The following is a 23,397-nucleotide window of genomic DNA, read 5'->3' as shown; positions in this document are numbered from 1 at the left end:
TGTACGACTTAATCACAGAAAAATCAAACTTTTATTCAGAACGAAAAGGAAATCCCATCCTCCCGCCGAATACCTATACGTTCACAAAAGGAGTGATAACATTGAACCCAAAACAACTAAGCACTATAAATGAAAAAAGCTGGAATACAGCTGCTTATGAAGCTTGGACGAATCGCCATGGGGCACCGGAGGATTATGCGAAAAAAATCATGGAAGATCCCACACGCGAAGTAGCACATTATTTACCTTACATACAATCTCCAAAAGGAAGACGTATTATTAATTTACTCGGCTCAAAAGGAAATAAAGCTGTCGCACTTGCCCTTTTAGGCTCTGACGTAACAGTTGTTGATATTTCAGCAAGTAATGCAAAATATGCAAATGAACTTGCGGACGCCGCAGACGTCTCTATTCATTACATCGTTTCTGATGTACTAGATGTAAATCTCTCCAAATCATTTGATATCGTATTACTGGAGCTTGGTGTACTTCATTACTTTCTAGATTTAAAACCACTTTTCAAAAAAATTTCTCAACTACTAAAGCCAGGTGGGATACTTATCCTTCGCGATTACCATCCAATATACACAAAGCTATTAGGAGTAGACCATCCATCATTTCGAGCAAGTGGAAATTATTTCGATGAAGAATTAATTGAAGATGATGTTGCTTATAGCATCCTTCTTACAGAAGCACAGAAAGAATCGCTACCTAAAACAACCATCCGTCGCTGGACGCTAGGAGAAATCATTACAACACTGGCGGAAGAACGTTTTAAAATTGAAAAACTAGTTGAAGAACATGGATCTCATCAAAGATGGGTCTTCCCTTCTACTGCACCAGAAGGAATCGAAGAACGTATCCCTGGTCTATATACAATAATTGCGACAGTATGCAAAAAAGGATCCCTTCACGGATAGGATCCTTTTTGCATGCTCACGCATATAAGTTGAGGTTGGAGATTACCATAATTCTGTAGAATAGGACACAAGATATTTCAACATTTCGTCTCTGACTTACGTCGTCAAAAAGGGGTATGACCAACATAACGAAGAGTAATGTTTTTAGTTGATACTGATAATCGTTATCAACTAATTAGAAGTATACATGATGTCATTTCAAATTTCAATAGCATTTCTAATATTTATTTATGAATTTTATGATATGCAAATGTATACATTTTAAGAACTTTTTCTAATACCAATCTGACTCCTTCCATTATCTGCTATAATTTTTATTGAACAGATTAATAACTTCATAATAATGTTTTTATTAATTTCGTTTTAAATATCTATAAATCATAATAAACAGTTTAAATGAGGGTAGGGGTAACGATGAAATATGTTAGTATTCGAAAAAAACTACTGTTCACACTCTTAAGCATTTCTTCTTTATTTAGCATTGCTCTTATTGTTATTCTTTCATTCGCCATGAATCAAGCAAGTGAAATCGAAACGTTAAAAAATGATGTATCGAAAAGAGCGACGATTTTAAAAGAACGTGGCGATTGGTTCCAAGGACAAGTTGCTGGTTTACAAGAATATTTGCTATCACATGATCAAAAAGGATTAGATAAGTTCAACCGAGAAGGGAAAAAATTAGCTGATACTAGAGAGAAAGTAACAAGTGACAAAAAGCTCCCAGAAGGAATGAAAGAAGCCATTTTAATGGGAGGAAAATGGCGTAGCGTCATAGATAATGAGGTACTCCCTCTTGCGCGTGAAGGAAAATGGGACGAAGCATCTAGAATTGCTTTAGCACAAACAGATTATGTAAATGATCTTTTAGGTCGTTTTAATAAATATACAAATGAAGAAAATGAGAAACGTGACGCATTAATTGCTGATGTCGAGTCTTCTTCATCACTTATTCAATATATTATTTTCTTCTCACTCATTACATGTACATTAACGTCTATTTTATTAGCATGGTGGTTCTCTGGTAAACTCGTTAAACCAATTCGACAAATTGATGAGAAGTTAAAAGAATTAGCTTCTCAAGATGGAGATTTAACGGCTAGATTACACGTAACGAGTAAAGATGAAATTGGTGACATTGCAAATTCCTTTAATCAAATGCTCACTAACTTACAGCATATAATAAAACAAGTTCAACAAACATCAACAAGTGTAAAAGAAGCTTCCGAAAATGTATTTATTGAAACAACCGCTTCTATGGAAAATACCGCAAGGACCCAAGAAACTATGAATGCTCTTGAACACAATATTCGTTCACAAGTTTCTAGCATTGAAGAAAGTTCAACCGCAATGGATGACATGGCAACGAGTGTTCAGCGTATCGCTGAGTCCGCCTCTTCTGTTACTAGTTTAGCTGTCACAACTTCAGAAAAAGCAGATGATGGGAATAAAGTCATTGAGAAATCTATTACACAAATGCATACAATTAACGAAGCTGTTAATGCTACATCACAAGTAGTTGAGCGACTCATTACACATACAAATCATATAGATACTGCACTTCAATCTATTTCGAATATCGCCGAGCAAACAAATTTACTTGCTTTAAATGCTTCTATTGAAGCAGCTCGTGCTGGTGAACACGGTAAAGGATTCGCTGTTGTTGCCGATGAAGTTAGAAAACTTGCTGAACAATCTCAACTAGCCGCAACTGACATTAACCATTTACTGCATCAAATTCAAGCTGATACTAAAATAGCAAATGACATGATGACAAAAGGTCAAGCAGAGGCTTCTGAAGGAATTACGGTTATTCGTACCGCCGGATCTTCATTCTCAGAAATTGTTAACCACATTAACAAAGTCTCTACGCAAATGCAAGAAATGTCTGCAACTGCTGAAGAGATGGCTGCAAGCTCTGAAGAAATGAATGCAGCTTTAAATAATATCGCTTCTATTTCAAACGAAGTTGCTGCAGAAACATCACAAACAGCACATTCGGCTGGTGATCAAGTAAACAAAATGAGTATCGTGGCTAACAAATCATCTGAAATGAAAACAATTGTACAAGAACTTGAAGTTCTCGTTTCTCATTTCAAAACAAACGCTTAAAGTGAAAATGACACGAACTCAAAGGTATAGGAAAGCAAGTTTTACAGTCTCTCTTTTTTCACTTTAAAATATCTCTTTCTATCTCTCATTCCGTCTGCTATAATTCCTAAAGGAAATAAGAAAGCTTTATTCCAACTGGAGTAAAGCTTTCTTTCAATTTTTTACATTTATTAATTCTAATACTAAGATTTCACAAAGGAGGCTTTTTATCATATGAATTTTGTAAGTATCAGAAAAAAACTTATGTTCATGATGGGAACGATTTGCGCTTTATTCGGTATCGCCTTAGCATTTATTTTATTTTTTGCTATTGACCAATCTCGTAAAGCTGAAACATTACAAAAAGAAATTTCTCCACTGGCAACAGAATTAAAAGAACGTGGAGACGCTTATCAAGTACAGCTCTCTGCTTTAAGAGGTTATTTACTACAACATGATCAAGTCGAATTAGACAAGTTTAATGAGATGAGTAAACGTCTTGAGGATTCAAAAGATAAACTTCTTTCTAATCCAAATGCTTCTTCGTCCGTAAAAAGTACAATGGAATTAGGGTCTACTTGGAGAAAGTTCGTTGAAGAAAAAGTATTCACTCTTGCAAAAGAACAAAAATGGGAAGAAGCTTTACAAGTAGCTTCTTCAGAGAACGGAACTGTCTATAAAGTAATTGGTGACTTCACAAATTACAGTAATGAACAAGCTAAATTACGTGAACAATCTATTGAAAAAATTGACCAATCTGCACTCTTAATCGAATATGTTATTTTCTTATCACTTGTTATTTGTATTGTCGCTGCAATTATTCTTGCATGGTGGTTCTCTGGTAAACTTGTGAAACCAATTCAACAAATTGACACAAAACTAAAAGAATTAGCCTCTCAAGAAGGTGACTTAACGGCACGTCTACAAGTAAATAGCAACGATGAAATCGGTGCTATCGCAACATCATTTAATAAAATGTTAGAAAACCTACAACATATCATTAATCGTGTTCAAAAAACATCAGTGGAAGTACAAACTGCTTCTGAAAATATGCTAGAAAAAACGAATACCTCACGTGAGGCGACAGTAAGAGTCCAAAGCTCGATGTCCAACTTAAATGCAAGTATTCAATCACAAACTTCTAGTATGGAAGAAAGTTCAACTGCAATGGACGATATGGCAGTAAGTGTTCAGCGTATTGCTGAATCTGCTTCATCTGTAGCGGAACTTGCTGTTGCCACATCTGAACATGCTAGCGATGGAAGTACCGTTATCCAAAAATCTGTTTCACAAATGACAACGATACACGAAGCTGTAAATGCTACGTCAGAAGTGGTTGAACGTCTAATCACTCATACGAAATATATTGATACTGCTGTACAATCTATTTCTAATATTGCTGAGCAAACAAACTTACTTGCTTTAAATGCTTCTATTGAGGCAGCTCGTGCTGGCGAGCAAGGAAAAGGATTTGCTGTCGTAGCTGACGAAGTTCGAAAACTTGCTGAACAATCTAAAACAGCTGCAACAGACATTAATCAATTACTACATCAAATTCAAAATGATACAGAAACTGCTAGCTCTATGATGTCTCAAGGCCGTTCTGAAGCATTTGAAGGCATTAATGTTATTCGTGAAGCTGGTACTTCTTTCTCAACAATTGTAGAACAAGTAAATAAAGTATCTACTCAAATGCAAGATATATCAGCAACTGCTGAAGAGATGGCTGCAAGTGCTGAAGAAATGAACGCTTCACTTAATAACATCGCTTCTATCTCGACTGAAGTATCCAGCGAAACTGCCGCAACGGCACAATCTGCTGAAAAAAAGGTTATCGTTATGAATGAAATGGCAGTAACTGCTGGAAAAATGAAACAAACAGTTGAAGAGTTAGATCAACTCGTATCTCATTTTAAAACAGAATAGATTTTCAAAAAAATATCCCCCTTTCAAAGAGGGATATTTTTTTGAGCTCATTTCCTGCACATTATACTCATTTCCGTTATAATGAGAATCGATATCATTAAATTGTAGGAGGGGCTGCTTATGTCACAAGAAGCATTTGAAAATAAATTATTTGCCAATTTAGAAGCTGTTATTGACCCTGAACTAGGTGTTGATATCGTTAATCTTGGATTAGTGTATGATGTTACAGCAGATGAAAATAATAATGCTGTCATTACGATGACTATGACTTCTATCGGTTGTCCAATGGCTGGGCAAATCGTATCAGACGTTAAAAAAGTATTATCAACGAACGTACCTGAAGTTAATGAAATAGAAGTAAATGTCGTTTGGAATCCACCGTGGTCGAAAGAACGTATGTCACGTATGGCGAAAATCGCATTAGGCATTCGCGACTAGCGGGATAAAGAAAAAAAACCTGACACTCTAGTCAGGTTTTTTTCTCTTATTATTTTACGCCTACTGCATCATAAGCTTTCGTTACAGCTTGTACAGCTTTAGAGTTTTTACCATATAAATCTTCAGCTGACTGAAGTGCAGCTTGACGCATCATTTTGAAGTCAGAGTTTGCAGTTAAATATTTCGTAAGCGCACGGTAGTAAATTTTTTCTGTCGCTTCACGGCCCACTCCAGTTACTTTCACGCCGTAATGATCTCCGCCTTCAGATACTAAATAAGCAGCTTTATTATTAATACTACTGTTAATATGAACGCCGCCATTATCAGCTGTTCCAGTATAACGTTTACTATAGTGATCTGGGTAACCTTCACTTGGTTTTAATGGGTTTGGAATAGATGCTGGATCTTTTAGTGAACGAAGTGCATCGCCTGGTTTATCAGGTGTATAAATGTCAGCACCTAAATCCCAGCTCTTCTTCTCAACCATAACACCCATAATGTCAGATAACGATTCATTTAACGCCCCTGACTCATTTTTGTAAACAAGGTTTGCTGTATGTTCAGTTACAGCATGCGTTAATTCGTGACCGATAACATCAAGTCCAGCAGATAATGGAATGAATGTTTTTCCATCGCCATCACCATACATCATTTGCACACCATTCCAAGCTGCGTTATTCCAGCTCTCCCCTACGTGAACAGTAGAAATAAGCTTCGCACCTTTATCATCGAAAGAGTTACGATTAAATGTCTTTTTGTAGTAATCATATACTTTTCCTGCATTTACATGCGCATCAACTGCAGCTTTATCTTCGAAGAACTTAGATTTACTTTCAACTTCTTCTCCTGTATATCCAAGCCATTGTGAGAATAAATTAAACCAGTTCTCGTCCATATTTTCTGCATCAAATGTATGAACACCTTGTCCTCGTTTACCATCAAACAAGTTGAATTGTCCTGTTTTCGTATCTTGAGCAATTTCAAATGATTGTCTAGCACCTAATACTCCGTAACCAAATCCAGTAATGTTATCTACAGCGTTATATTTCTCAATAACATTTCCATTCGTTGCATCAACAAAATAATGCCAATATCCTGGAGCTGGTTTTGAAATCGATGCCTTAACTAAGTATGCAAGATAGTAATTACCGTCCTTTTCATATACAAATAAATCTTTTTTCACACCGTCATAACTCTTTACTTTACCAATTTCTTTCTCAATATCTGCCTTAGCAATTGTTTCTGCTTGTTCCGCAGTAATGCTTGCAGCTGCAGGAATATTTTTATCATCTAAATTCGGAATAACTTGTCCGAAGAATGCTTTTACATTATTCTCTTTATCAAGTGTAACAGTTTGATCAGAACCGTACACAGGAATGTTATTATGTTTCTCAACTAGCTTTACATGTGTCGTATCAGATTCAGCGTCTTTTTCTTCCCCAACGATATTAAAATGCTTTTCAATATTTCCTGCTAATTTAAACATATCTTTCTTACTCTCTAAGTATTGAAAGACCGTCTCTTTTTTATCTAGCCCTTCCGGTGCTTTCCATTCTTCACCTATGTATGCAGGTGTTTTAAATTCTTGATGATATTGAATTTTTTGTTCTTCCGCTTTCGTTGTCGTTGCCCCAAACGCTCCAAATCCCCCGGTGATAACAGTTAACGCTAATGCTGATGAAATGACTTGCTTTTTCACTATAACATTCCCCATTCCCATAAAGATTTTTGACACTTTTATACAATTCTGATTTTTACAGCTGATACCTCTACCCAAAATTTGAGAAACATTTTTCAGACAATTCCAATCAAAAAAAGAGGACATCCGATCGGATGTCCTCTTTTTTTTACGCATTTTATTATTTTTTCAATTCAATTGCTAAATAGTGTGATTGCTCTTTTGCTTCAATATGAATATCTTCTTCTACCGCTTCTGCTGCATCACGCATAACAAGATTTTCACCATTGATTACACTGCTTCCTTCAATTTGTACAAGGTACAATTGACGGCCTTCTTTCACTGGAAAATGAATTTCTTTTCCAGCCTCTAATGATAAGGAGTATAAATTCGCATCTTGGTGAATTTGAATTGGTGCATTTCCTTCTACTGAAGATACCATATGGAACCATTCATTTTCGCGCTTGCTCCAATCAAATTTAAACTCACCATAGTTTGGTTTATGATCCGCACGGTCTGGTAAAATCCAAATTTGTAATAAACGCAGCGTTTCATTTCCTAAATTATGCTCGCTATGAAATACACCCGTGCCAGCACTCATATATTGAACATGTCCACGCTCAATCGTTCCGCGATTTCCCATGCTGTCTTCATGTGTTAAAGCACCATCTACAACGTAAGAAATAATCTCCATATCACGGTGCGGATGCATATCAAAACCAGTTTGTGCCGCTACTAGATCATCATTAATAACACGTAACGCTCCGAAGTTCATGTTATTTGGGTTATAGTAATTAGCAAAAGAAAAATGAAAATGTGTATTTAACCAGCCATGATTTGCTCTGCCCATATTTTTATGATCAACTTTTCTAAACATATCCTTCACCTCATACTATCTCGAATTCGAGATTTATTTTAAAATTTTTTCTTACTGTAACTTTTTTAGTAGTGTTAATAATTGCTTTTGTTCCTCTATATTTAAATTATGAAACTTCTCTGCTTGGAACGTTTCTTGAGGTGGGACGATTTCCTCATATAAAGCTCTTCCCTTTTCTGTTAAAGAAATATATTTCGTAGTACCCTCTTGTTCACGCGAAATCCACTCAAGCTGCTCCATTTTATTTAAAAGCTGCGTTACATTTCCTTTCGTAACAAATAGCTTATTTCCAAGTTCTTGCTGCGTTAAACGATCATGTCCTCCAACTTGAGCTAACACATCAAACTGGGCGGCAGATACATTCCATTTCTTCAAATGCTGATTCGTCTCACGAATACTCTTATTATAAAAACGTGATAAACGAAACCATAATAGTAGCCCTAGTCTATCTTCTGTTTTCATTTCATCACCTCGCTCGTTTCATACCATTAGTTTAGAACTAAACTTTATAAAAGTCAAATACTTATTTTTAATAAGCACAAAGAAAGCACAGCGCTATTTCTCCACTATGCTTTACATTAACTTTCTACTCTTATATTCATCCAATTTCCTCTCCGCGAACTTCCTCGCATCTTTTTCAATCCACCGCTCTTCGTACCGTTCACTTCCCACATACAATATATCTCTCTTATGCTGCATCGCATGGCGGAATTCATGCAGTAGCGTTTTGAGAACTTGCTCATACTCTTCCCATATACAAACGAAAATTAATTGCTTTTCTTTATGATAAAAACCACCTACTGGGAATAGGAACTCTTCTTCCTCTTCTCCTAATGATAGAAGCACATCGTTTGCATCACACGTATCACAAAAAATAACGGGCGTTTTACATACTTCAATAAGAGAAAACAAATCCTCTCTCAACTTTTTGATATCCCAAGGAAGCTCCGAATCCAACACATACCAATTCTCTACCTGTTGATATACATTTTGAAACTGGAGTTCCATTTCTCTTTATTCCCCTTTCCAAGCACCCTTTTTCTATATGTATGCCACAATATGGTAAATATTAAACGTATTCTTTCATCCTTGAAAAAATGCCAATAAAAAAGGAATCTACGTCGACATAGATTCCTTTTCTGTAATCACTTTTTTTTCATCATTTTTTTTAATACAAAATAACCAATTGCACAAACAATAGCAGCAAGTGCAAAGTATTTCACATATGGCCCCGCAACTTTATTAATACTTTCCCATTCTGTTCCTAATTTAAAACCTAAATATACAAACACAATTGACCACGGAATAACAGCTAATGTAGTTAGCGTAATAAACTTAGCATGTGACATTTTCGCAATACCCGCTGGTATCGAAATAGCATGACGCACAACCGGAATAAAACGTGCGGTAAAGATAACGCCAGTTCCATAACGATTAAACCAATCTTCAGCATAATCAATATGTTTCTTCTGAATTAAAATATATTTTCCATATCGCTCAAGAACAGGTCTTCCTCCATATCGACCAATCCAATAAATGAATAGTTGTGCAATTACACCACCAATTGTACCGAACGCGACAGCGCCCCAAAATGTAATGCTTCCTGTTGATACTAAATAACCTGCATAAGACAATACGATTTCACTTGGAATAACCTCTAGCATTAATCCAAGCATAATTCCCCAATAACCAAGTCCTTCTAAAAAAACTAAAACCGAATGAATCAACTCTCCTAACATCATTTACCTCTCTTTACTGTTTTCATTACAAAAATAAAAGTACAAGCAGGAAATATCTTGTACTTTTATTTTTTTTAATTTAGTTAGTCTTCGTATCCCACTTAAAGATTTTATTTAAGAATTTATATACATTCTTCGACTCTTTTGTCAAAAGTGGGCCTAAAATGGATAGTATAAGCACGTATAGTGCTGAGAATGGTTTCAGTACTGACATTAAACCACCAGCGATACCGATATTAGCCATAATGATGGAGAACTCTCCTCTTGAAACGATTGTTAATCCGATATTTGTTGATGCTTTATGAGATAATCCAGCTTGTCTTCCTGCGATCATTCCTGCTACAAAGTTACCGATTATCGTAAGAAGGACAGCGCCTAACGTTAACCATATCGCTCCGCCTAATGAGAACGGATCAATACTTAACCCGAAGCTGAAGAAGAAAATAGCTCCGAAAAAGTCTCTAAATGGAACAACAAGATGTTCAATTCGGTCACTATGCTCTGTCTCAGAGAAAACTAATCCTAGAAGAAGTGCTCCAATTGCTTCTGCAACGTGAATTGTTTCTGAAAAACCAGCAATGAAGAATAACGAAGCAAATACTACAATAATAAAGATCTCATCTGAGCTAATGTTGAGCAATTTATTTAATAACGGCGTAGCCTTTCTAGCTACTATAAAGAATAGAAGCATATATCCTAAAGCAATTCCAATTGAAGTAAGGGCACCTAAGAAGGAAGCGTGATCCCCAAGTACTAAACCAGAAACAACTGATAAATATACAGCAAGGAATATATCTTCAAACATAATAATTCCTAAAATTAATTCGGTTTCATTATTACCAGTTCTTCTTAAGTCCACTAACACTTTAGCAACGATAGCGCTAGAAGAAATCGTAATAATACCCGCAATAATTAAGATTTCTAGTAATGGGAATCCCATTATAAATCCGTATAACAAACCAAGTGAAAAGTTAATTAAAATATAAATCGTTCCACCAATCGCAATAGAGCGTCCAGATTTAATTAGTTTTTTCATTGAAAATTCTAATCCTAGATAGAATAGAAGGAATAGAACCCCAATCCGTCCAAGGAAGGAAATTACACTTGCACTTTCAATAAATTTGAGATCGATAACACCTATTGTCGGTGCATGCGGTCCTACTAACATTCCAAGAACGATTAGAAAAGGAATTACTGAGAACTTAAATTTTCCAGCAATTACTGCTGCAATTGCCACTAAAACTAAAGCTGTACCAACTTCAAAAATTAACGTATCCATCTAATCAGTCCCCCCTATTTGAAAGTAATTCATTAATGATTTTTTTAATTTCTTCTCTCTCACCTGAAACTACCAGCATATCTCCTTCTTCAATTACTGTTTCTGGTCCTGGATTAAATAGCTTCTTCATGTTCTTCTTCATAACCGCGATTATCGTTACGCTATATGTTTTTCTTATTTCAAGATCGCCAATTGTTTTTCCGATTGCTGGAGCTGTATTCTCCACTTTGAACCACTCAATCGCTAAACCTTCAAAAACCATCTCAACATTTTCTAACGCCCTAGGCTTATATACCATTCCACCTAATATTGCTGCAATTTGTCTTGCCTCTGAGTCACGTAGTGAAATACTTGAGATGCTTTCTTCATGGTCTGAATCAAAATGATACATTTCTCTACGTCCATCATCATGAATAACAATTACCATCTTTTCGTTACCTTTCGTAACGATTTGAAACTTATAACCAATACCCGGAAGTTCACTTTCTCTAATATTCATTTTTAGCTCCTCCATAACTTATTTATTTTAATTTTCTGTTTTTCTGTCTTTTATTCATCCAATCAGCTTTAGAAATTCTAACCACTCAGGATATTTGTGATTTGGAAATCTTTTATTGTAATAATAAGTGGACCCTAAAAAGATACTTAAAGATGTAATGATAAAAAATATATTACTTCTCATTTTCAAACTCTCAAGGCTTACTTTCAATAAAGAATCTTCTTTCAAATTATCCCCACCTTCTCGCTTTAAATTTAGTTTTTTAAAATGTAAATAATTCTAAAAATATTACGATGTAACATAATCATAACACAAAAATGACTTAAGTAACATAATTTTTTAGAAAAATTGATTCTCGTATATTTTTTGCATATAATTTTCTTATTACGAAAAAAAGGAAGTGTATTATATGGTTGATATCTTTAGCAGATTCCTTGAGGTAACGAATAATATTTTATGGTCATATATTCTTATTGCAATGCTAATCGGCTTCGGTCTTTACTTCTCTTTTAAATTAAAATTTGTCCAAATTACTCATTTCAGTGAGATGGTCAGCTTAATTAGTAAAGGGTTTAATCGAAAAGAAAAAAAGAAAGATAGCATCTCCCCATTCCAAGCATTTTGCTTAAGTGCAGCAGCACGTATCGGTATTGGGAACTTAGCTGGCGTAGCATTAGCAATTTCAATGGGTGGACCTGGCGCAATATTTTGGATGTGGTTTATCGCGATTATCGGAGCAGCTACTAGTTTCGTAGAATGTACACTTGCGCAAATTTATAAAGTAAAAGATGGAAGTAGGTTCCGTGGTGGACCAGCATATTACATGGAAAAAGGGTTAAACAAACGCTGGATGGGCGTCTGGTTTTCACTTCTTATTACAGTTGCGTACGGATTAATTTTCAATTCAGTTCAAGCGAATACAGTAACAATAGCGTTTGAAAATGCTTTTGGACTAGAGCGAACGATCGTAGGAGCTCTATTAGCCTTATTAGTTGCAGTTATTATTTTTGGTGGTATTAAGAGCATTTCACGTATTACAGAAATGATTGTTCCGCCAATGGCAATCGTTTATATCGGCGTGGCTATTTTTGTCGTTATTAACAACTTCAGTATGTTACCAAGCATTTTCATGGAAATCTTTAACGGTGCATTCGGTTTAGACCAAGCCATCGCTGGTGGTATTGGAGCAGCAATCAAGTTCGGTATTCAGCGCGGTTTATTCGCTACAGAAGCAGGAATGGGTAGTTCTCCTAATGCAGCCGCAACATCTGATGTATCTCACCCTGTAAAACAAGGGCTTGTTCAAGCATTAGGCGTTTTCGTAGATACATTCTTAGTATGTACATCAACAGCATTTATCGTATTATGTTCTGGACTTTACAAAGGATCAAATTTAGAAGGCATCGAATTAACACAAAACGCATTAAGTTCACAAATTGGACCGTGGGCAAGCACTTTCTTAGCGATTATTATTTTCCTATTCGCTTTCAGTTCACTTCTAGGAAACTACTATTATGGTGAAACAAATATCGCATTCATTAAAGAAAGCAAAACATGGTTAATGATTTATCGTGTTGCAGTTGTCGGAATGGTATTCTTCGGATCAATCGCTGCTCTTAAAACAGTTTGGAGTTTAGCTGATTTATTCATGGGACTAATGGTATTCACAAACTTAATTGCCATCTCATTCCTTAGCAAATTTGCTTACGCTGCATTAGTAGACTATTTGAAGCAAAAGAAACAAGGCAAAGATCCTGTCTTCGTTGCAAACTCTATCCCTGGCTTAAAGAATACAGAGTGCTGGGATGGACAGGATGTAGAAGAAAAACAAAAGGCTGTTTAACAAATAAAAGCGGAAGCGGCTCGTTTAGAACAAGAGCCATATCTCAAACAAAGGCCCTATTACTTCACCGTAATAGGGCCTTTTATTTACAACAGTTCATAATTTGTTCAAATTAATTCCAGCAAAAGGGTTGATTTATAGAGATTACTAGATTATAATAATTATAAATTAGTAATTGATATCACATAACAACTCAAAAGGAGATTGATCATAATGAACAAACAAGTAATCGAAGTATTAAACAAACAAGTAGCAGACTGGAGCGTTTTATTCACAAAACTTCACAACTTCCATTGGTATGTAAAAGGACCTCAATTCTTCACATTACACGAGAAATTCGAAGAACTTTACACAGAATCAGCTACTCACATCGATGAAATTGCAGAACGTATTTTAGCAATTGGCGGCAAACCAGTAGCAACAATGAAAGAATACTTAGAACTATCTTCTATTCAAGAAGCAGCATACGGAGAAACTGCAGAAGGGATGGTCGAAGCAATCATGAAAGACTACGAAATGATGCTAGTCGAACTGAAAAAAGGCATGGAAATCGCTCAAGACTCTGACGATGAAATGACATCTGACCTACTACTAGGTATCTACACAGAACTAGAAAAACACGCTTGGATGCTACGTGCGTTCTTGAATCAATAATAGACTTTAAAGCGGAAGCGGCTCGTTTAGAGTCGCTTTTTTATGTAATGGTCGCACTTAACGGTACACGAAATTATATCAACGATTTTTCAAATATATCGATCATAACTCGCAATATATCAACGATTTTTTCATTATATCGATCATTACCCGCAATATATCAACGATTTGACAAAGGATATCAATTTGCCGACAAATCACGACAATATCAGCGCCCCTCTCCCCTACTTTTATCAATATATTACAATCTCATCTATGTTAAAATATAAGAAACACCCTTTAGTATCATAGATCCAAAAAGCTTTTCCAAATTCATCATTTACTACTTAAATGACGGGAGTGGTTCAGTTGAAAGACTACTTAATTAGAGCATTTTTTGCGTTGATAACAGTTGGGATTCTCTTACTTATAGCTAATATTTTCAATATACGTGTCGAGGTTAAAGACTATGCTTTCCTCGTTGTCGTAGCAATTGGTGGCGGATGGGGTGGCTGGTACCTGTATAAAAAACAAAATAAAAATAACAATAAAGGCATTCCGAAATAATATGGAATGCCTTTATTCTATATTACATAATTAAACTTAAGCCAATAATAAAAGCAGTCCCCAAAAAATATCATAAAACCCATATTCTATGGTAAATAAAAAGAATTCATTTTGAATATAGAAACAGTCCAAAATCTTGCATAACAGAGGTATAACCCATTTGCCGCAACATTGTGGCTATATTCCCACGGTGATATGCTCCGTGGGTGACGACGTGTAGTATTGTTTCAGAAACCGTCGTATCTAGGTGCCCAGCATATGGATTATCAACCTCAACCACTTTTTCATAATCTTGTTGACTACTTAAAAGTACTTTATATCGTTTAGATAATTCATAAAAACTAGTTTTCATTTCCTCAATATTTTTTGTTTCCAGCTGCTCTCTCAATTGGTCTGTGTGTACCATTGCATCACTCATGCTTTTACCAGAAATAATCTCAAACCAGGCTAAATCTGTGAGGTATATGTGAGACATTACTTTTGCAACCGAAGAAAAACCACTCTTAACTTCCTTATGGAAAATGTCTTGCGGTAGTTCTTTTAAACGATTTAAAATAACTTCATTTGCCCATAAGTGGTAGTTATACATTTTTAATACAGAACGCCCCATGCTCATCTCTCCTCCAATTTTCATTTTAATGATTAGATTATGATACATAGCTGATTAAAAATTTCCAAAGGATTACATCTATAAAATTTATTCTCATTTCGATTAAAAAAACCTCTACTAACTTCATAAAAACATTCGGTATCTTCCACAATCTGACCCTTTAACGGAACAATTATATGTCACTCAATAATTCCTTACTCACCCTTTATTCAGATGTTCTTTTTTAATTCATCAAAACATCCCTCCATCTACTTCCCCTCTTCAAACGCTTCCACATCTCACTATCAATATATTGAACCAAATTAAAAACACATGCTTTTTTAAAATAAACTTTCATGTGTTTCCAAAGACATCTATAAAAAACAAAGCAATCAAAATGATAAAGGCATTCCAAAGTAATATGGAATGCCTCTTTTATTGCCTTCTGTAATAAATAATGAAATTCAGGCCACTAATACAACCAATCGCAATAAACATACAAAACGATTGTGGATCTCCAGCCAAATTATACTCATCAACAATAAAGCCAATCATAAAGAGTGTTATCGCCGAAACACCGATACACAATATCGAAATAAACCAAAGCCAAAATTCATTAATTAGCTCTTTCTTCTGTGTTGAAACGATTAGCATAACAAGAATAGACGCTGCTAAAATACTTTTAAAAACAGGACGTAAATACACAAACTCCTCCATCAATTTCTCCTTTTCCAAAAAACATCATATCTCAACATTAACATATTGAACCAAATTAAAAACACATGCCATCTTAAATTAAAACGACATGTGTTTCCGTATTTGCTATGATAGTTGCTTCCACTTCGTTCCCAAAACAGGACGCTCATAATTTTGGATTGCATGAATTAGTTTATCTGCCGTCTCAGCTGAAACGATCAATTCTTTATTTGATGGATTCATAAATCCTTCTTCTGCTGCACGTTCAACCATTTGCAGAATTGGTCCGTAAAAACCTTTTATGTTTAATAAACCAACCGGCTTATTGTGTATACCAATTTGTGACCAACATACAACTTCAAATAGTTCTTCAAACGTTCCGTATCCGCCTGGAAGCGCAATAAAAGCATCTGCAAGCTCTGCCATTTTCGCTTTACGTTCATGCATCGTCTCTACTTCAATTAATTCTGTTAATCCTGTATGCACAATTTCTCCTCGGAATAGACCGCGTGGCATAACACCTGTTACACGCCCACCTAAACGAAGAACTTCGTTTGCTACTTCTCCCATTAATCCAACGCATGAACCACCGTATACGAGCTCATACTCGTTCTCAACAAACATTTTACCTAACTGAATTGCCTGCTCTTTAAACTCTGGTCTCTCCCCTAAATTAGAACCTGCAAACACACAAATCTTTCTCATCCCTACACCCCGAAACTATATATTGTTATGATACAATGAACATTGTACAACATATTGAGGAGATGAGGAAGAAATGGATATCGTTGCATTTCAAAGATGGGTTGAGGAATTTTACGAAAAACGAAGCTGGTCACAGTATAATGCCTTTATTCGCTTAAATTTCTTAACCGAGGAAGTTGGGGAAGTTTCACGAGTCGTTCGTGCTATTGAAATCGGCCGCGATCGCCCTGATGAAGATGCGAAAACAGAAGAAGAGCTAAAACAAGAACTAAAAGAAGAACTTGGCGATGTACTATCTAACCTTATTATTCTTTCGCAAAAATATGATTTAGACTTACAAGACATTATGGACGCACACGTCACAAAGCTTTCGAAAAGGTTCGAAGTATCTAAATGAGAATATTATCAATTATGGTATAATATTCTTGTCACAATACTAAGGGGGATTTTATGTTATCAAAAAAATTGCACGACGCATTAAATGAACAAATGAACTTTGAATTTTACTCTGCCCATGCTTATATGGCAATGGCTGCTTACTGTACAGCTGAGAGCTATGATGGATTCGCTAACTTTTTCCTTGTACAAGCTGAAGAAGAACGTTTCCACGCAATGAAGCTTTACAACTATATTAATGACCGCGGAGAGCGCGCTATTATTACTGGATTTGATAATCCGAATAACGAATACGAATCTGTATTAAACGCTTTTGAAGTCGCACTTGAGCACGAGCGTGAAGTAACGAAACGTATTTATAACTTATCTGATATCGCTTGGGATGAGCGTGAACATGCAACAATTACATTCTTAAAATGGTTCGTTGACGAACAAGTTGAAGAAGAAGCTTCATTCGATAGCATCATCCAAAAACTAAAACGTATTACAAGCGATTCAAACGCACTGTTTATGCTAGATGCTGAATTAGAGAAACGTACATTTACACCTCCAGCTGAGTAATATTTCAATCACCTTAATACATGTATTAAGGTGATTTTTTTGTTTGCTCTCTATCTTAAAATCACCTTAAATTTCCTCATATTTGACATAGTGCCAGATATAAAATGGTATTATTTTCAATATAAAAACGAATATACGAGGAGAGGAAAAATGAATCAACGTGTAGAAGCTGTTGATGCAATTCGTGGTTTCGCTTTGTTTGGCATTTTACTAGTCAATATGACATTAATTCAATTTGGGTTCTTCACCAGTGAAAAACCAACTTATCTATTTGGCGATCTTGATAAAGGTGCTAATTGGTTTATTCAATTTTTCGGCACACATAACTTTATATCCCTATTTTCTTTTCTATTTGGGCTTAGCATTATTTTGTTACAAAAAAGTATTATCGCAAAAGGAAAAAAATTCTTCCCCACATACATAAGACGTATTATCATTCTTTTACTACTCGGCTACATTCATGGCACTTTTGTTTGGGAGGGAGATATTTTATTTGCATACGGAATAATCGGGATTTTTTTAATGATATTCATCAATCGAAAACCGAAAACTTTGCTTATTTGGGCGATTATTCTACTCGCACTTACTACATTTATGTCTTATCAAACTGATCCATCTACAAATATAAATGATTTCGCACCTTATACTGAAAAAGAACATAAAGTCCATCAAACTGGAAGCTATATGGATCACGTCAACTTTAGATTGACTGAAAATCCTTTTGATTACATGGGAATTGACGGTGCATTCGGATTATTTTTCATATCAGTTTTCGCAATAATTTTTATGTCTCCACTGTTCCTACTCGGAATGTATGTAGGGAAAAAAGGCTGGCTATTTGAGGTCAGTAAACATATACCTGCTGTCAAAAAAATATGGTTTGCCACCGGTCTCTTCTCTTTTACAATTAAAATCTTAGCTATGTTCATAAAACACCCGGTTTTAATTATGTTACAAGATGGCCTTACACCAGTAACTATGACCTTCTTTTACGGAAGCACAATCATTTTATTATTCCATTACAAAAAAGCAACCCGTCTACTAACATACATGGCGAACATGGGGAAAATGTCCGTTAGTAATTACTTAGCGCAATCTATTATCGCAACAACCATTTTTTACGCATATGGATTTGGCTTATACGGGAAAATCGGCTATTTCTTCGGTATTCTTTTAACCATCGGAATTTATACGATTCAATTATTCGTTAGCACCTATTGGCTCCAGAAATACCGAATGGGGCCAGTGGAATATGTCTGGAGACTGGGAACTTATTTAGAGAAACCACGTTTTAAAAGAGACTTGGATAAAGCAAGTTAAACAAAAAAAGCAATGAGCCTACGCTCATTGCTTTTCTTAATTTATTAAAGCATAACCCCAACGATAATCGCTGATAATATACTTACTAACGTTGCACCGTATACAAGTTTTAAACCGAATGATGATACAACGTTTGCTTGTTTGCCATCGATACTCTTCGTTGCACCTGCGATAATTCCGATAGATGAGAAGTTCGCAAATGATACAAGGAAGATAGATAAAATACCTACTGTACGAGCTGATAAATCGCCAGCTACTTTTCCAAGGTCAAGCATTGCAACGAATTCGTTCGTTACTAATTTTGTTGCCATAATTTGTCCTGCTTGTAGCATCTCTGATGTTGGAATACCCATTACGAATGCTAATGGTGAGAAGATGTATCCTAAAATGCTTTGGAATGTGATTCCGAAAATTGAATCGAATACACCGTTAATTGCTGTAATTAATGCTACGAAACCGATTAACATCGCCGCTACTGTTACAGCGATTGAGAAACCAAGCATAATATATTCGCCTAACATTTCAAAGAATGTTTGTTTCTTGTCTTCTTGTAATTCTAAAATATCGTCTTCTTCTTTTACTTCATATGGATTAATGATATGAACGATAATGAATCCACTGAATAAGTTTAATACAAGTGCTGTTACTACATATTTTGGATCAATCATTTTCATATAAGAACCGACAATTGACATCGATACTGTAGACATTGAAGATGCACAAAGTGTGTATAAACGATTTTTCGGTAATTTGCTTAGTTGATCTTTTACTGTAATGAATACTTCCCCTTGACCAACGATTGCAGCTGCTACCGCATTATATGATTCTAGTTTTCCTAAACCGTTAACTTTACTTAATAGGAAACCGACTGCACGAATGATAATCGGTAAAACTTTAATATGTTGCAGAATCCCGATTAATACTGCTAAGAAAATAATCGGTAATAATACTGTTAAGAAGAATGGTGCTTGTCCATCGTTTGCTAGACCACCAAATACGAAATTAACCCCAGCTTCCGCAAATTTTAAAATAGAACCAAATCCATCTGCGATCCCTTTTACTAATACAAATCCGACCTTTGTATTTAGTAAGAAATACGCAAGTACCAATTGAATGACGAGCATAAGTGCAATTGGTTTATATTTAATCTTCTTACGATCTGAACTGATAAGGAAACCTAGTACAAACACTACAAGTAAACCGACTAGAAACATTACGAACTTCATATGTGAATCCTCCACTTCTCCCACGAGTTATTGGTCGTATAACGTATAACGAATGACGTCTGACCATTGTTGTTAAAAAAATTTAAAACCCCTAAAACTATTCAACTGTCATCTAAAATCAGTAAGCGTTTACATAAATTGCAATTTATAAAAGGTAGCTTCTTCTCTCCTACCATACTTGAAAGTCTGAAATTGATACCACCTACAAATCAAATTGTAAGCGTTATCTAGGTGAAATGCAATATAAATTTTAAAAGATTTTTATATGTTAATATATTCCTAATTAATTGGTTTTTTCATGCAAATTTACCATAAAAAAAATAGCCCTAGCTATGAGCTAGAGCCATCCTTTTTTTATAACATAACACCAACGATAATCGCTGATAGAATACTTACTAACGTCGCACCGTACACAAGGCGTAGACCGAATGATGATACAACATTTGATTGATTTTCATCGATACCTTTCGTTGCACCTGCAATAATTCCGATAGATGAGAAGTTCGCAAATGATACAAGGAATACAGAAAGAATACCAACCGTACGAGCCGATAAATCACCAGCTACTTTACCAAGATCAAGCATCGCAACAAACTCGTTTGATACTAATTTTGTTGCCATAATTTGTCCCGCTGTTACCATTTCTGCTTGCGGGATGCCCATTACGAATGCTAATGGTGAGAAAATATATCCTAAAATAGCTTGGAATGTAATACCGAACATTGTATCAAACAAGCTATTGATTGCTGTAATTAATGCTACGAAACCGAGTAACATAGCTGCTACTGTAATCGCAATCGTGAAACCAAGCATAATGTACTCGCTCAGCATTTCAAAGAATGATTGTTTTTTCTTATTTTCTAATTTCAGTGTATCTTCTTCTTCTGTAATATCGTACGGGTTAATAATATGAATGATAATGAAACCACTAAATAAATTTAATACAAGTGCTGTTACTACATATTTCGGTTCGATCATTTTCATATAAGAACCAACGATTGACATCGACACTGTCGACATAGAAGATGCACATAATGTATATAAACGATGTTTTGGGATTTTACTTAATTGATCTTTTACTGTAATAAATACTTCTGCTTGTCCAACAATGGCAGCTGCTACTGCGTTATATGATTCTAGTTTTCCTAGACCATTTACTTTACTTAACAACGTACCAATAGCACGAATAAATATCGGTAAAATTTTAAAGTGTTGCAGAATTCCGATTAAAACCGCAAAGAATACGATTGGTAATAACGCTGTTAAGAAGAATGAAACCTCTCCTTTATTAACAAGACCACCAAATACGAAAACGATTCCAGCTTCCGCATATCCAAGAAGTGCGCCAAATCCATCTGAAATTCCTTTTACTAAAATATAACCAACTTGCGTATTTAATAAGAAATAAGATAATGCTAGCTGAATAATAAGCATAATTGCGATTGGTTTATACTTAATCTTCTTTCGATCGGCACTTATAAGAAAACCGAGTACAAATACAACGAGTAATCCTACAAGGAACATAACAAACTTCATTAATAAAATCCTCCATTTAACTCTTCATTAACGTTGAACGTCTGACCATTCAAAACAAGAAATAATCCGAACTTTCCATTTCTCCTCCAAAATCTTCAATCGGATAGGAAAGATCATAAAACCTCTTATTTCAAAGGCATTTTCCATTCTAACATAAATCACAACTCATATCCGCACTTTTCTTAAAAAAATACATTTTATTACGAAACATCCATTAATGTTCGTCTTTTTCATTATAAAGCGAAACTTTAATGAGCAGGAGTTTCACTTCACACAAATAGCTGAACCAACAAAAAATGAGCATCAAGTTTCACTTGATGCTCACCTCATTATACTGCTTTTTCTTTATCAGCTACCGCTGGCTTATCCCAACACTCTGTATTGTTCAAACCTGGAATAGACTCCGCATAAAAGACTGGATCTTTCCCTTGTTTCTTTTGCTTAATATAATCTGATAAAGCTGCGAAAGCATACTTAGAAAGGAATACAATTGCTACTAAGTTAATAACAGCCATAATTCCCATAAATAAATCTGCTAAATCCCAAACGATTTGAATTGTCGCTACAGATCCTAGCATAACCATACCAAGTACAGCAATGCGGTATGCATTTAATAGCACTTTACTTCCATTTAAGAACTCAATATTTGTTTCACCATAGTAGTAGTTACCTACTAATGAACTAAATGCAAACAAGAAGATCGCAACTGCTACAAATATAGAAGCCCATGGACCGATATGTTGACTTAACGCCTGCTGCGTTAATTGAATTCCATTTAAATCAGCTGCATTATGCACGTCTGATAAAAGAATGATAAATGCTGTACAACTACAAATTAATAATGTATCTGTAAATACCCCTAAAGTTTGAATGAAACCTTGTTTAACTGGGTGCGTTACGTTTGCAGTCGCTGCTGCGTTCGGCGCACTACCCATACCTGCTTCATTTGAGAATAACCCACGTTTTACCCCTAATAAAATCGCAGCTCCTAATCCTCCGCCTACTACTTCTTTAATTCCGAAAGCATGTAAGAAAATTTCTTTAAATACATATGGAATTGCCGTAATGTTTGTTACAACAACAAATAATGCCACTGCTACATAAATAATTGCCATTACTGGAACAATCATTTCAACCGCGCGAGCAATTCGTTTTACTCCGCCGAAAATAATAACTGCAAGTAAACCAGCCATAACAAGACCTACTAATCTGCTATCTGTTTTAAATGCACCATCAAAGGCAGCTGCTACAGTATTAGACTGTACAGCGTTAAAAATCAATCCGAAACTTACTGTTATTAGAACAGAGAACACAACACCTAACCAGCGTTTATTTAAACCCTTTTCCATATAATACGCTGGGCCCCCACGGAATGCATTCCCATCTTTTACTTTATAAATTTGCGCTAATGTGCTCTCTACAAATGCAGAAGCACCCCCAATTACCGCGATTAACCACATCCAAAATACTGCTCCTGGTCCACCTGCTGAGATTGCAATAGCTACACCAGCTAAGTTACCAGTACCTACACGAGAAGCTGTACTCATACAAAATGCTTGGAATGACGATACACCGCTCTTCTCTTTTTGCGCTTTCCTCGTTTTCGAGCTTGCTCCATCCCCAAGCAAACGAATCATTTCACCGAAGTAACGAACTTGGACAAATTTCACACGAAATGAAAAATAGAGCCCTAACCCAATTAACATCGCAATAATGACATATGACCAAAGGATATTATTTACATCCCCAATTACCCTAGCTAAAAAATCCATATTTGTATTGCCCCCTCTTCCTAACAATAAGAAAATTATATTCTAAAAACTTTAAGTAATCAAGAACTTTATGTAAGGTTTTATGACATGAGTATGTTAATTCTCTTAA

The 23,397-nt window shown here is 35.4% G+C and carries 23 protein-coding genes; 10 read left to right on the top strand and 13 right to left on the bottom strand.

Annotation, left to right across the window (positions count from 1 at the left end):
- The first annotated feature begins 101 nt into the window (after positions 1-101).
- From MRP26_RS14065 to MRP26_RS14050, 4 genes are all read left to right on the top strand, one after another.
- Complete coding sequence (locus MRP26_RS14065) at positions 102-920, top strand: class I SAM-dependent methyltransferase (protein ID WP_197242275.1); 819 nt, start codon at positions 102-104, stop codon at positions 918-920.
- Positions 921-1,334: 414 nt separating this feature from the next.
- Positions 1,335-3,029, top strand: a complete 1,695-nt coding sequence (locus MRP26_RS14060; protein ID WP_088025121.1) for a methyl-accepting chemotaxis protein — start codon at positions 1,335-1,337, stop codon at positions 3,027-3,029.
- Between the two features lie 213 nt (positions 3,030-3,242).
- Positions 3,243-4,934 (top strand): methyl-accepting chemotaxis protein, encoded by a 1,692-nt coding sequence (locus MRP26_RS14055; protein ID WP_001012193.1) that lies wholly within the window; start codon positions 3,243-3,245, stop codon positions 4,932-4,934.
- Positions 4,935-5,054: 120 nt separating this feature from the next.
- On the top strand, positions 5,055-5,372 hold the full coding sequence (locus tag MRP26_RS14050; RefSeq protein ID WP_000076418.1) for a metal-sulfur cluster assembly factor: 318 nt from the start codon (positions 5,055-5,057) through the stop codon (positions 5,370-5,372).
- 49 nt (positions 5,373-5,421) lie between these two features.
- Here the strand turns inward: MRP26_RS14050 and MRP26_RS14045 are convergent, their stop codons facing one another.
- From MRP26_RS14045 to MRP26_RS14015, 7 genes are all read right to left on the bottom strand, one after another.
- Positions 5,422-7,071, bottom strand: coding sequence for a M4 family metallopeptidase (locus MRP26_RS14045; protein ID WP_053563405.1), 1,650 nt, complete (start codon positions 7,069-7,071; stop codon positions 5,422-5,424).
- A gap of 160 nt (positions 7,072-7,231) precedes the next feature.
- Entirely contained in the window at positions 7,232-7,927 is a 696-nt protein-coding gene (locus MRP26_RS14040; protein ID WP_053563404.1) for a pirin family protein, read from the bottom strand.
- A 51-nt stretch (positions 7,928-7,978) separates the two neighbouring features.
- Complete coding sequence (locus MRP26_RS14035) at positions 7,979-8,389, bottom strand: MarR family winged helix-turn-helix transcriptional regulator (RefSeq protein WP_000845480.1); 411 nt, start codon at positions 8,387-8,389, stop codon at positions 7,979-7,981.
- A 111-nt stretch (positions 8,390-8,500) separates the two neighbouring features.
- Positions 8,501-8,935 carry a DUF3920 family protein gene (locus MRP26_RS14030; RefSeq protein WP_053563403.1) on the bottom strand — a complete coding sequence of 145 codons (435 nt, stop codon included), beginning with the start codon at positions 8,933-8,935 and terminating at the stop codon, positions 8,501-8,503.
- Between the two features lie 137 nt (positions 8,936-9,072).
- Complete coding sequence (gene uptA, locus MRP26_RS14025; protein ID WP_000900214.1) at positions 9,073-9,666, bottom strand: undecaprenyl phosphate transporter UptA; 594 nt, start codon at positions 9,664-9,666, stop codon at positions 9,073-9,075.
- Positions 9,667-9,745: 79 nt separating this feature from the next.
- Positions 9,746-10,945, bottom strand: a complete 1,200-nt coding sequence (locus MRP26_RS14020; RefSeq protein WP_000380223.1) for a cation:proton antiporter — start codon at positions 10,943-10,945, stop codon at positions 9,746-9,748.
- 4 nt (positions 10,946-10,949) lie between these two features.
- On the bottom strand, positions 10,950-11,444 hold the full coding sequence (locus tag MRP26_RS14015) for a cation:proton antiporter regulatory subunit (RefSeq protein WP_001026075.1): 495 nt from the start codon (positions 11,442-11,444) through the stop codon (positions 10,950-10,952).
- Between the two features lie 409 nt (positions 11,445-11,853).
- Here MRP26_RS14015 and MRP26_RS14010 point away from each other — a divergent pair, with 409 nt between their 5' ends.
- From MRP26_RS14010 to MRP26_RS14000, 3 genes are all read left to right on the top strand, one after another.
- A complete protein-coding gene (locus tag MRP26_RS14010) occupies positions 11,854-13,287 on the top strand; it encodes an alanine/glycine:cation symporter family protein (RefSeq protein ID WP_000227591.1) in 1,434 nt (477 codons plus the stop codon).
- A 213-nt stretch (positions 13,288-13,500) separates the two neighbouring features.
- The gene (locus MRP26_RS14005) at positions 13,501-13,941 is read left to right on the top strand and encodes a Dps family protein (protein ID WP_001041895.1); all 441 of its coding nucleotides are present in this window, start codon (positions 13,501-13,503) and stop codon (positions 13,939-13,941) included.
- 348 nt (positions 13,942-14,289) lie between these two features.
- Complete coding sequence (locus MRP26_RS14000; protein ID WP_000656311.1) at positions 14,290-14,487, top strand: hypothetical protein; 198 nt, start codon at positions 14,290-14,292, stop codon at positions 14,485-14,487.
- 106 nt (positions 14,488-14,593) lie between these two features.
- On the opposite strand, the gene MRP26_RS13995 is transcribed toward MRP26_RS14000, so the two are convergent.
- The 3 genes from MRP26_RS13995 to MRP26_RS13985 form a co-directional block, all read right to left on the bottom strand.
- The gene (locus tag MRP26_RS13995; protein WP_016079796.1) at positions 14,594-15,097 is read right to left on the bottom strand and encodes a DinB family protein; all 504 of its coding nucleotides are present in this window, start codon (positions 15,095-15,097) and stop codon (positions 14,594-14,596) included.
- Between the two features lie 414 nt (positions 15,098-15,511).
- Positions 15,512-15,793 carry a hypothetical protein gene (locus tag MRP26_RS13990; protein WP_242806212.1) on the bottom strand — a complete coding sequence of 94 codons (282 nt, stop codon included), beginning with the start codon at positions 15,791-15,793 and terminating at the stop codon, positions 15,512-15,514.
- Between the two features lie 105 nt (positions 15,794-15,898).
- Complete coding sequence (locus tag MRP26_RS13985; RefSeq protein ID WP_001225756.1) at positions 15,899-16,477, bottom strand: LOG family protein; 579 nt, start codon at positions 16,475-16,477, stop codon at positions 15,899-15,901.
- 73 nt (positions 16,478-16,550) lie between these two features.
- On the opposite strand from MRP26_RS13985, the gene MRP26_RS13980 reads away from it, so the two are divergent.
- The 3 genes from MRP26_RS13980 (at position 16,551) to MRP26_RS13970 (ending at position 18,754) form a co-directional block, all read left to right on the top strand.
- Positions 16,551-16,874, top strand: a complete 324-nt coding sequence (locus MRP26_RS13980) for a MazG nucleotide pyrophosphohydrolase domain-containing protein (protein ID WP_000355749.1) — start codon at positions 16,551-16,553, stop codon at positions 16,872-16,874.
- Between the two features lie 53 nt (positions 16,875-16,927).
- Positions 16,928-17,434 (top strand): ferritin, encoded by a 507-nt coding sequence (locus MRP26_RS13975; RefSeq protein ID WP_000949403.1) that lies wholly within the window; start codon positions 16,928-16,930, stop codon positions 17,432-17,434.
- Between the two features lie 150 nt (positions 17,435-17,584).
- Positions 17,585-18,754 carry a DUF418 domain-containing protein gene (locus tag MRP26_RS13970; RefSeq protein WP_088025115.1) on the top strand — a complete coding sequence of 390 codons (1,170 nt, stop codon included), beginning with the start codon at positions 17,585-17,587 and terminating at the stop codon, positions 18,752-18,754.
- A gap of 44 nt (positions 18,755-18,798) precedes the next feature.
- Here the strand turns inward: MRP26_RS13970 and MRP26_RS13965 are convergent, their stop codons facing one another.
- The 3 genes from MRP26_RS13965 to MRP26_RS13955 form a co-directional block, all read right to left on the bottom strand.
- A complete protein-coding gene (locus MRP26_RS13965) occupies positions 18,799-19,980 on the bottom strand; it encodes a NupC/NupG family nucleoside CNT transporter (RefSeq protein WP_053563400.1) in 1,182 nt (393 codons plus the stop codon).
- 354 nt (positions 19,981-20,334) lie between these two features.
- Entirely contained in the window at positions 20,335-21,516 is a 1,182-nt protein-coding gene (locus MRP26_RS13960) for a NupC/NupG family nucleoside CNT transporter (protein WP_000673841.1), read from the bottom strand.
- A gap of 329 nt (positions 21,517-21,845) precedes the next feature.
- Positions 21,846-23,288 carry an alanine/glycine:cation symporter family protein gene (locus MRP26_RS13955; protein WP_000346413.1) on the bottom strand — a complete coding sequence of 481 codons (1,443 nt, stop codon included), beginning with the start codon at positions 23,286-23,288 and terminating at the stop codon, positions 21,846-21,848.
- Positions 23,289-23,397: the final 109 nt, after the last annotated feature.

The organism is Bacillus sp. CCB-MMP212 (assembly GCF_022748145.1).
Lineage (GTDB): Bacteria > Bacillota > Bacilli > Bacillales > Bacillaceae_G > Bacillus_A > Bacillus_A cereus.
Note: the sequence above shows the minus strand (reverse complement) of the source record. Positions and strands in the feature narration are given on the sequence as shown.

Excerpts from the sequence above, each read along its gene's own strand:
- MRP26_RS14015 (WP_001026075.1), bottom strand. The coding sequence starts at position 11,444 with ATGAATATTAGAGAAAGTGAACTTCCGGGTATTGGTTATAAGTTTCAA.
- MRP26_RS13985 (WP_001225756.1), bottom strand. The coding sequence starts at position 16,477 with ATGAGAAAGATTTGTGTGTTTGCAGGTTCTAATTTAGGGGAGAGACCA.
- MRP26_RS14060 (WP_088025121.1), top strand. The coding sequence starts at position 1,335 with ATGAAATATGTTAGTATTCGAAAAAAACTACTGTTCACACTCTTAAGC.
- MRP26_RS13965 (WP_053563400.1), bottom strand. The coding sequence starts at position 19,980 with ATGAAGTTCGTAATGTTTCTAGTCGGTTTACTTGTAGTGTTTGTACTA.
- MRP26_RS13960 (WP_000673841.1), bottom strand. The coding sequence starts at position 21,516 with ATGAAGTTTGTTATGTTCCTTGTAGGATTACTCGTTGTATTTGTACTC.
- MRP26_RS14005 (WP_001041895.1), top strand. The coding sequence starts at position 13,501 with ATGAACAAACAAGTAATCGAAGTATTAAACAAACAAGTAGCAGACTGG.
- MRP26_RS14020 (WP_000380223.1), bottom strand. The coding sequence starts at position 10,945 with ATGGATACGTTAATTTTTGAAGTTGGTACAGCTTTAGTTTTAGTGGCA.
- MRP26_RS13990 (WP_242806212.1), bottom strand. The coding sequence starts at position 15,793 with ATGGAGGAGTTTGTGTATTTACGTCCTGTTTTTAAAAGTATTTTAGCA.
- MRP26_RS13980 (WP_000355749.1), top strand. The coding sequence starts at position 16,551 with ATGGATATCGTTGCATTTCAAAGATGGGTTGAGGAATTTTACGAAAAA.
- MRP26_RS13975 (WP_000949403.1), top strand. The coding sequence starts at position 16,928 with ATGTTATCAAAAAAATTGCACGACGCATTAAATGAACAAATGAACTTT.
- MRP26_RS13995 (WP_016079796.1), bottom strand. The coding sequence starts at position 15,097 with ATGGGGCGTTCTGTATTAAAAATGTATAACTACCACTTATGGGCAAAT.
- MRP26_RS13970 (WP_088025115.1), top strand. The coding sequence starts at position 17,585 with ATGAATCAACGTGTAGAAGCTGTTGATGCAATTCGTGGTTTCGCTTTG.
- MRP26_RS14010 (WP_000227591.1), top strand. The coding sequence starts at position 11,854 with ATGGTTGATATCTTTAGCAGATTCCTTGAGGTAACGAATAATATTTTA.
- MRP26_RS14050 (WP_000076418.1), top strand. The coding sequence starts at position 5,055 with ATGTCACAAGAAGCATTTGAAAATAAATTATTTGCCAATTTAGAAGCT.
- MRP26_RS14040 (WP_053563404.1), bottom strand. The coding sequence starts at position 7,927 with ATGTTTAGAAAAGTTGATCATAAAAATATGGGCAGAGCAAATCATGGC.
- MRP26_RS14035 (WP_000845480.1), bottom strand. The coding sequence starts at position 8,389 with ATGAAAACAGAAGATAGACTAGGGCTACTATTATGGTTTCGTTTATCA.
- uptA (WP_000900214.1), bottom strand. The coding sequence starts at position 9,666 with ATGTTAGGAGAGTTGATTCATTCGGTTTTAGTTTTTTTAGAAGGACTT.
- MRP26_RS14055 (WP_001012193.1), top strand. The coding sequence starts at position 3,243 with ATGAATTTTGTAAGTATCAGAAAAAAACTTATGTTCATGATGGGAACG.
- MRP26_RS14030 (WP_053563403.1), bottom strand. The coding sequence starts at position 8,935 with ATGGAACTCCAGTTTCAAAATGTATATCAACAGGTAGAGAATTGGTAT.
- MRP26_RS13955 (WP_000346413.1), bottom strand. The coding sequence starts at position 23,288 with ATGGATTTTTTAGCTAGGGTAATTGGGGATGTAAATAATATCCTTTGG.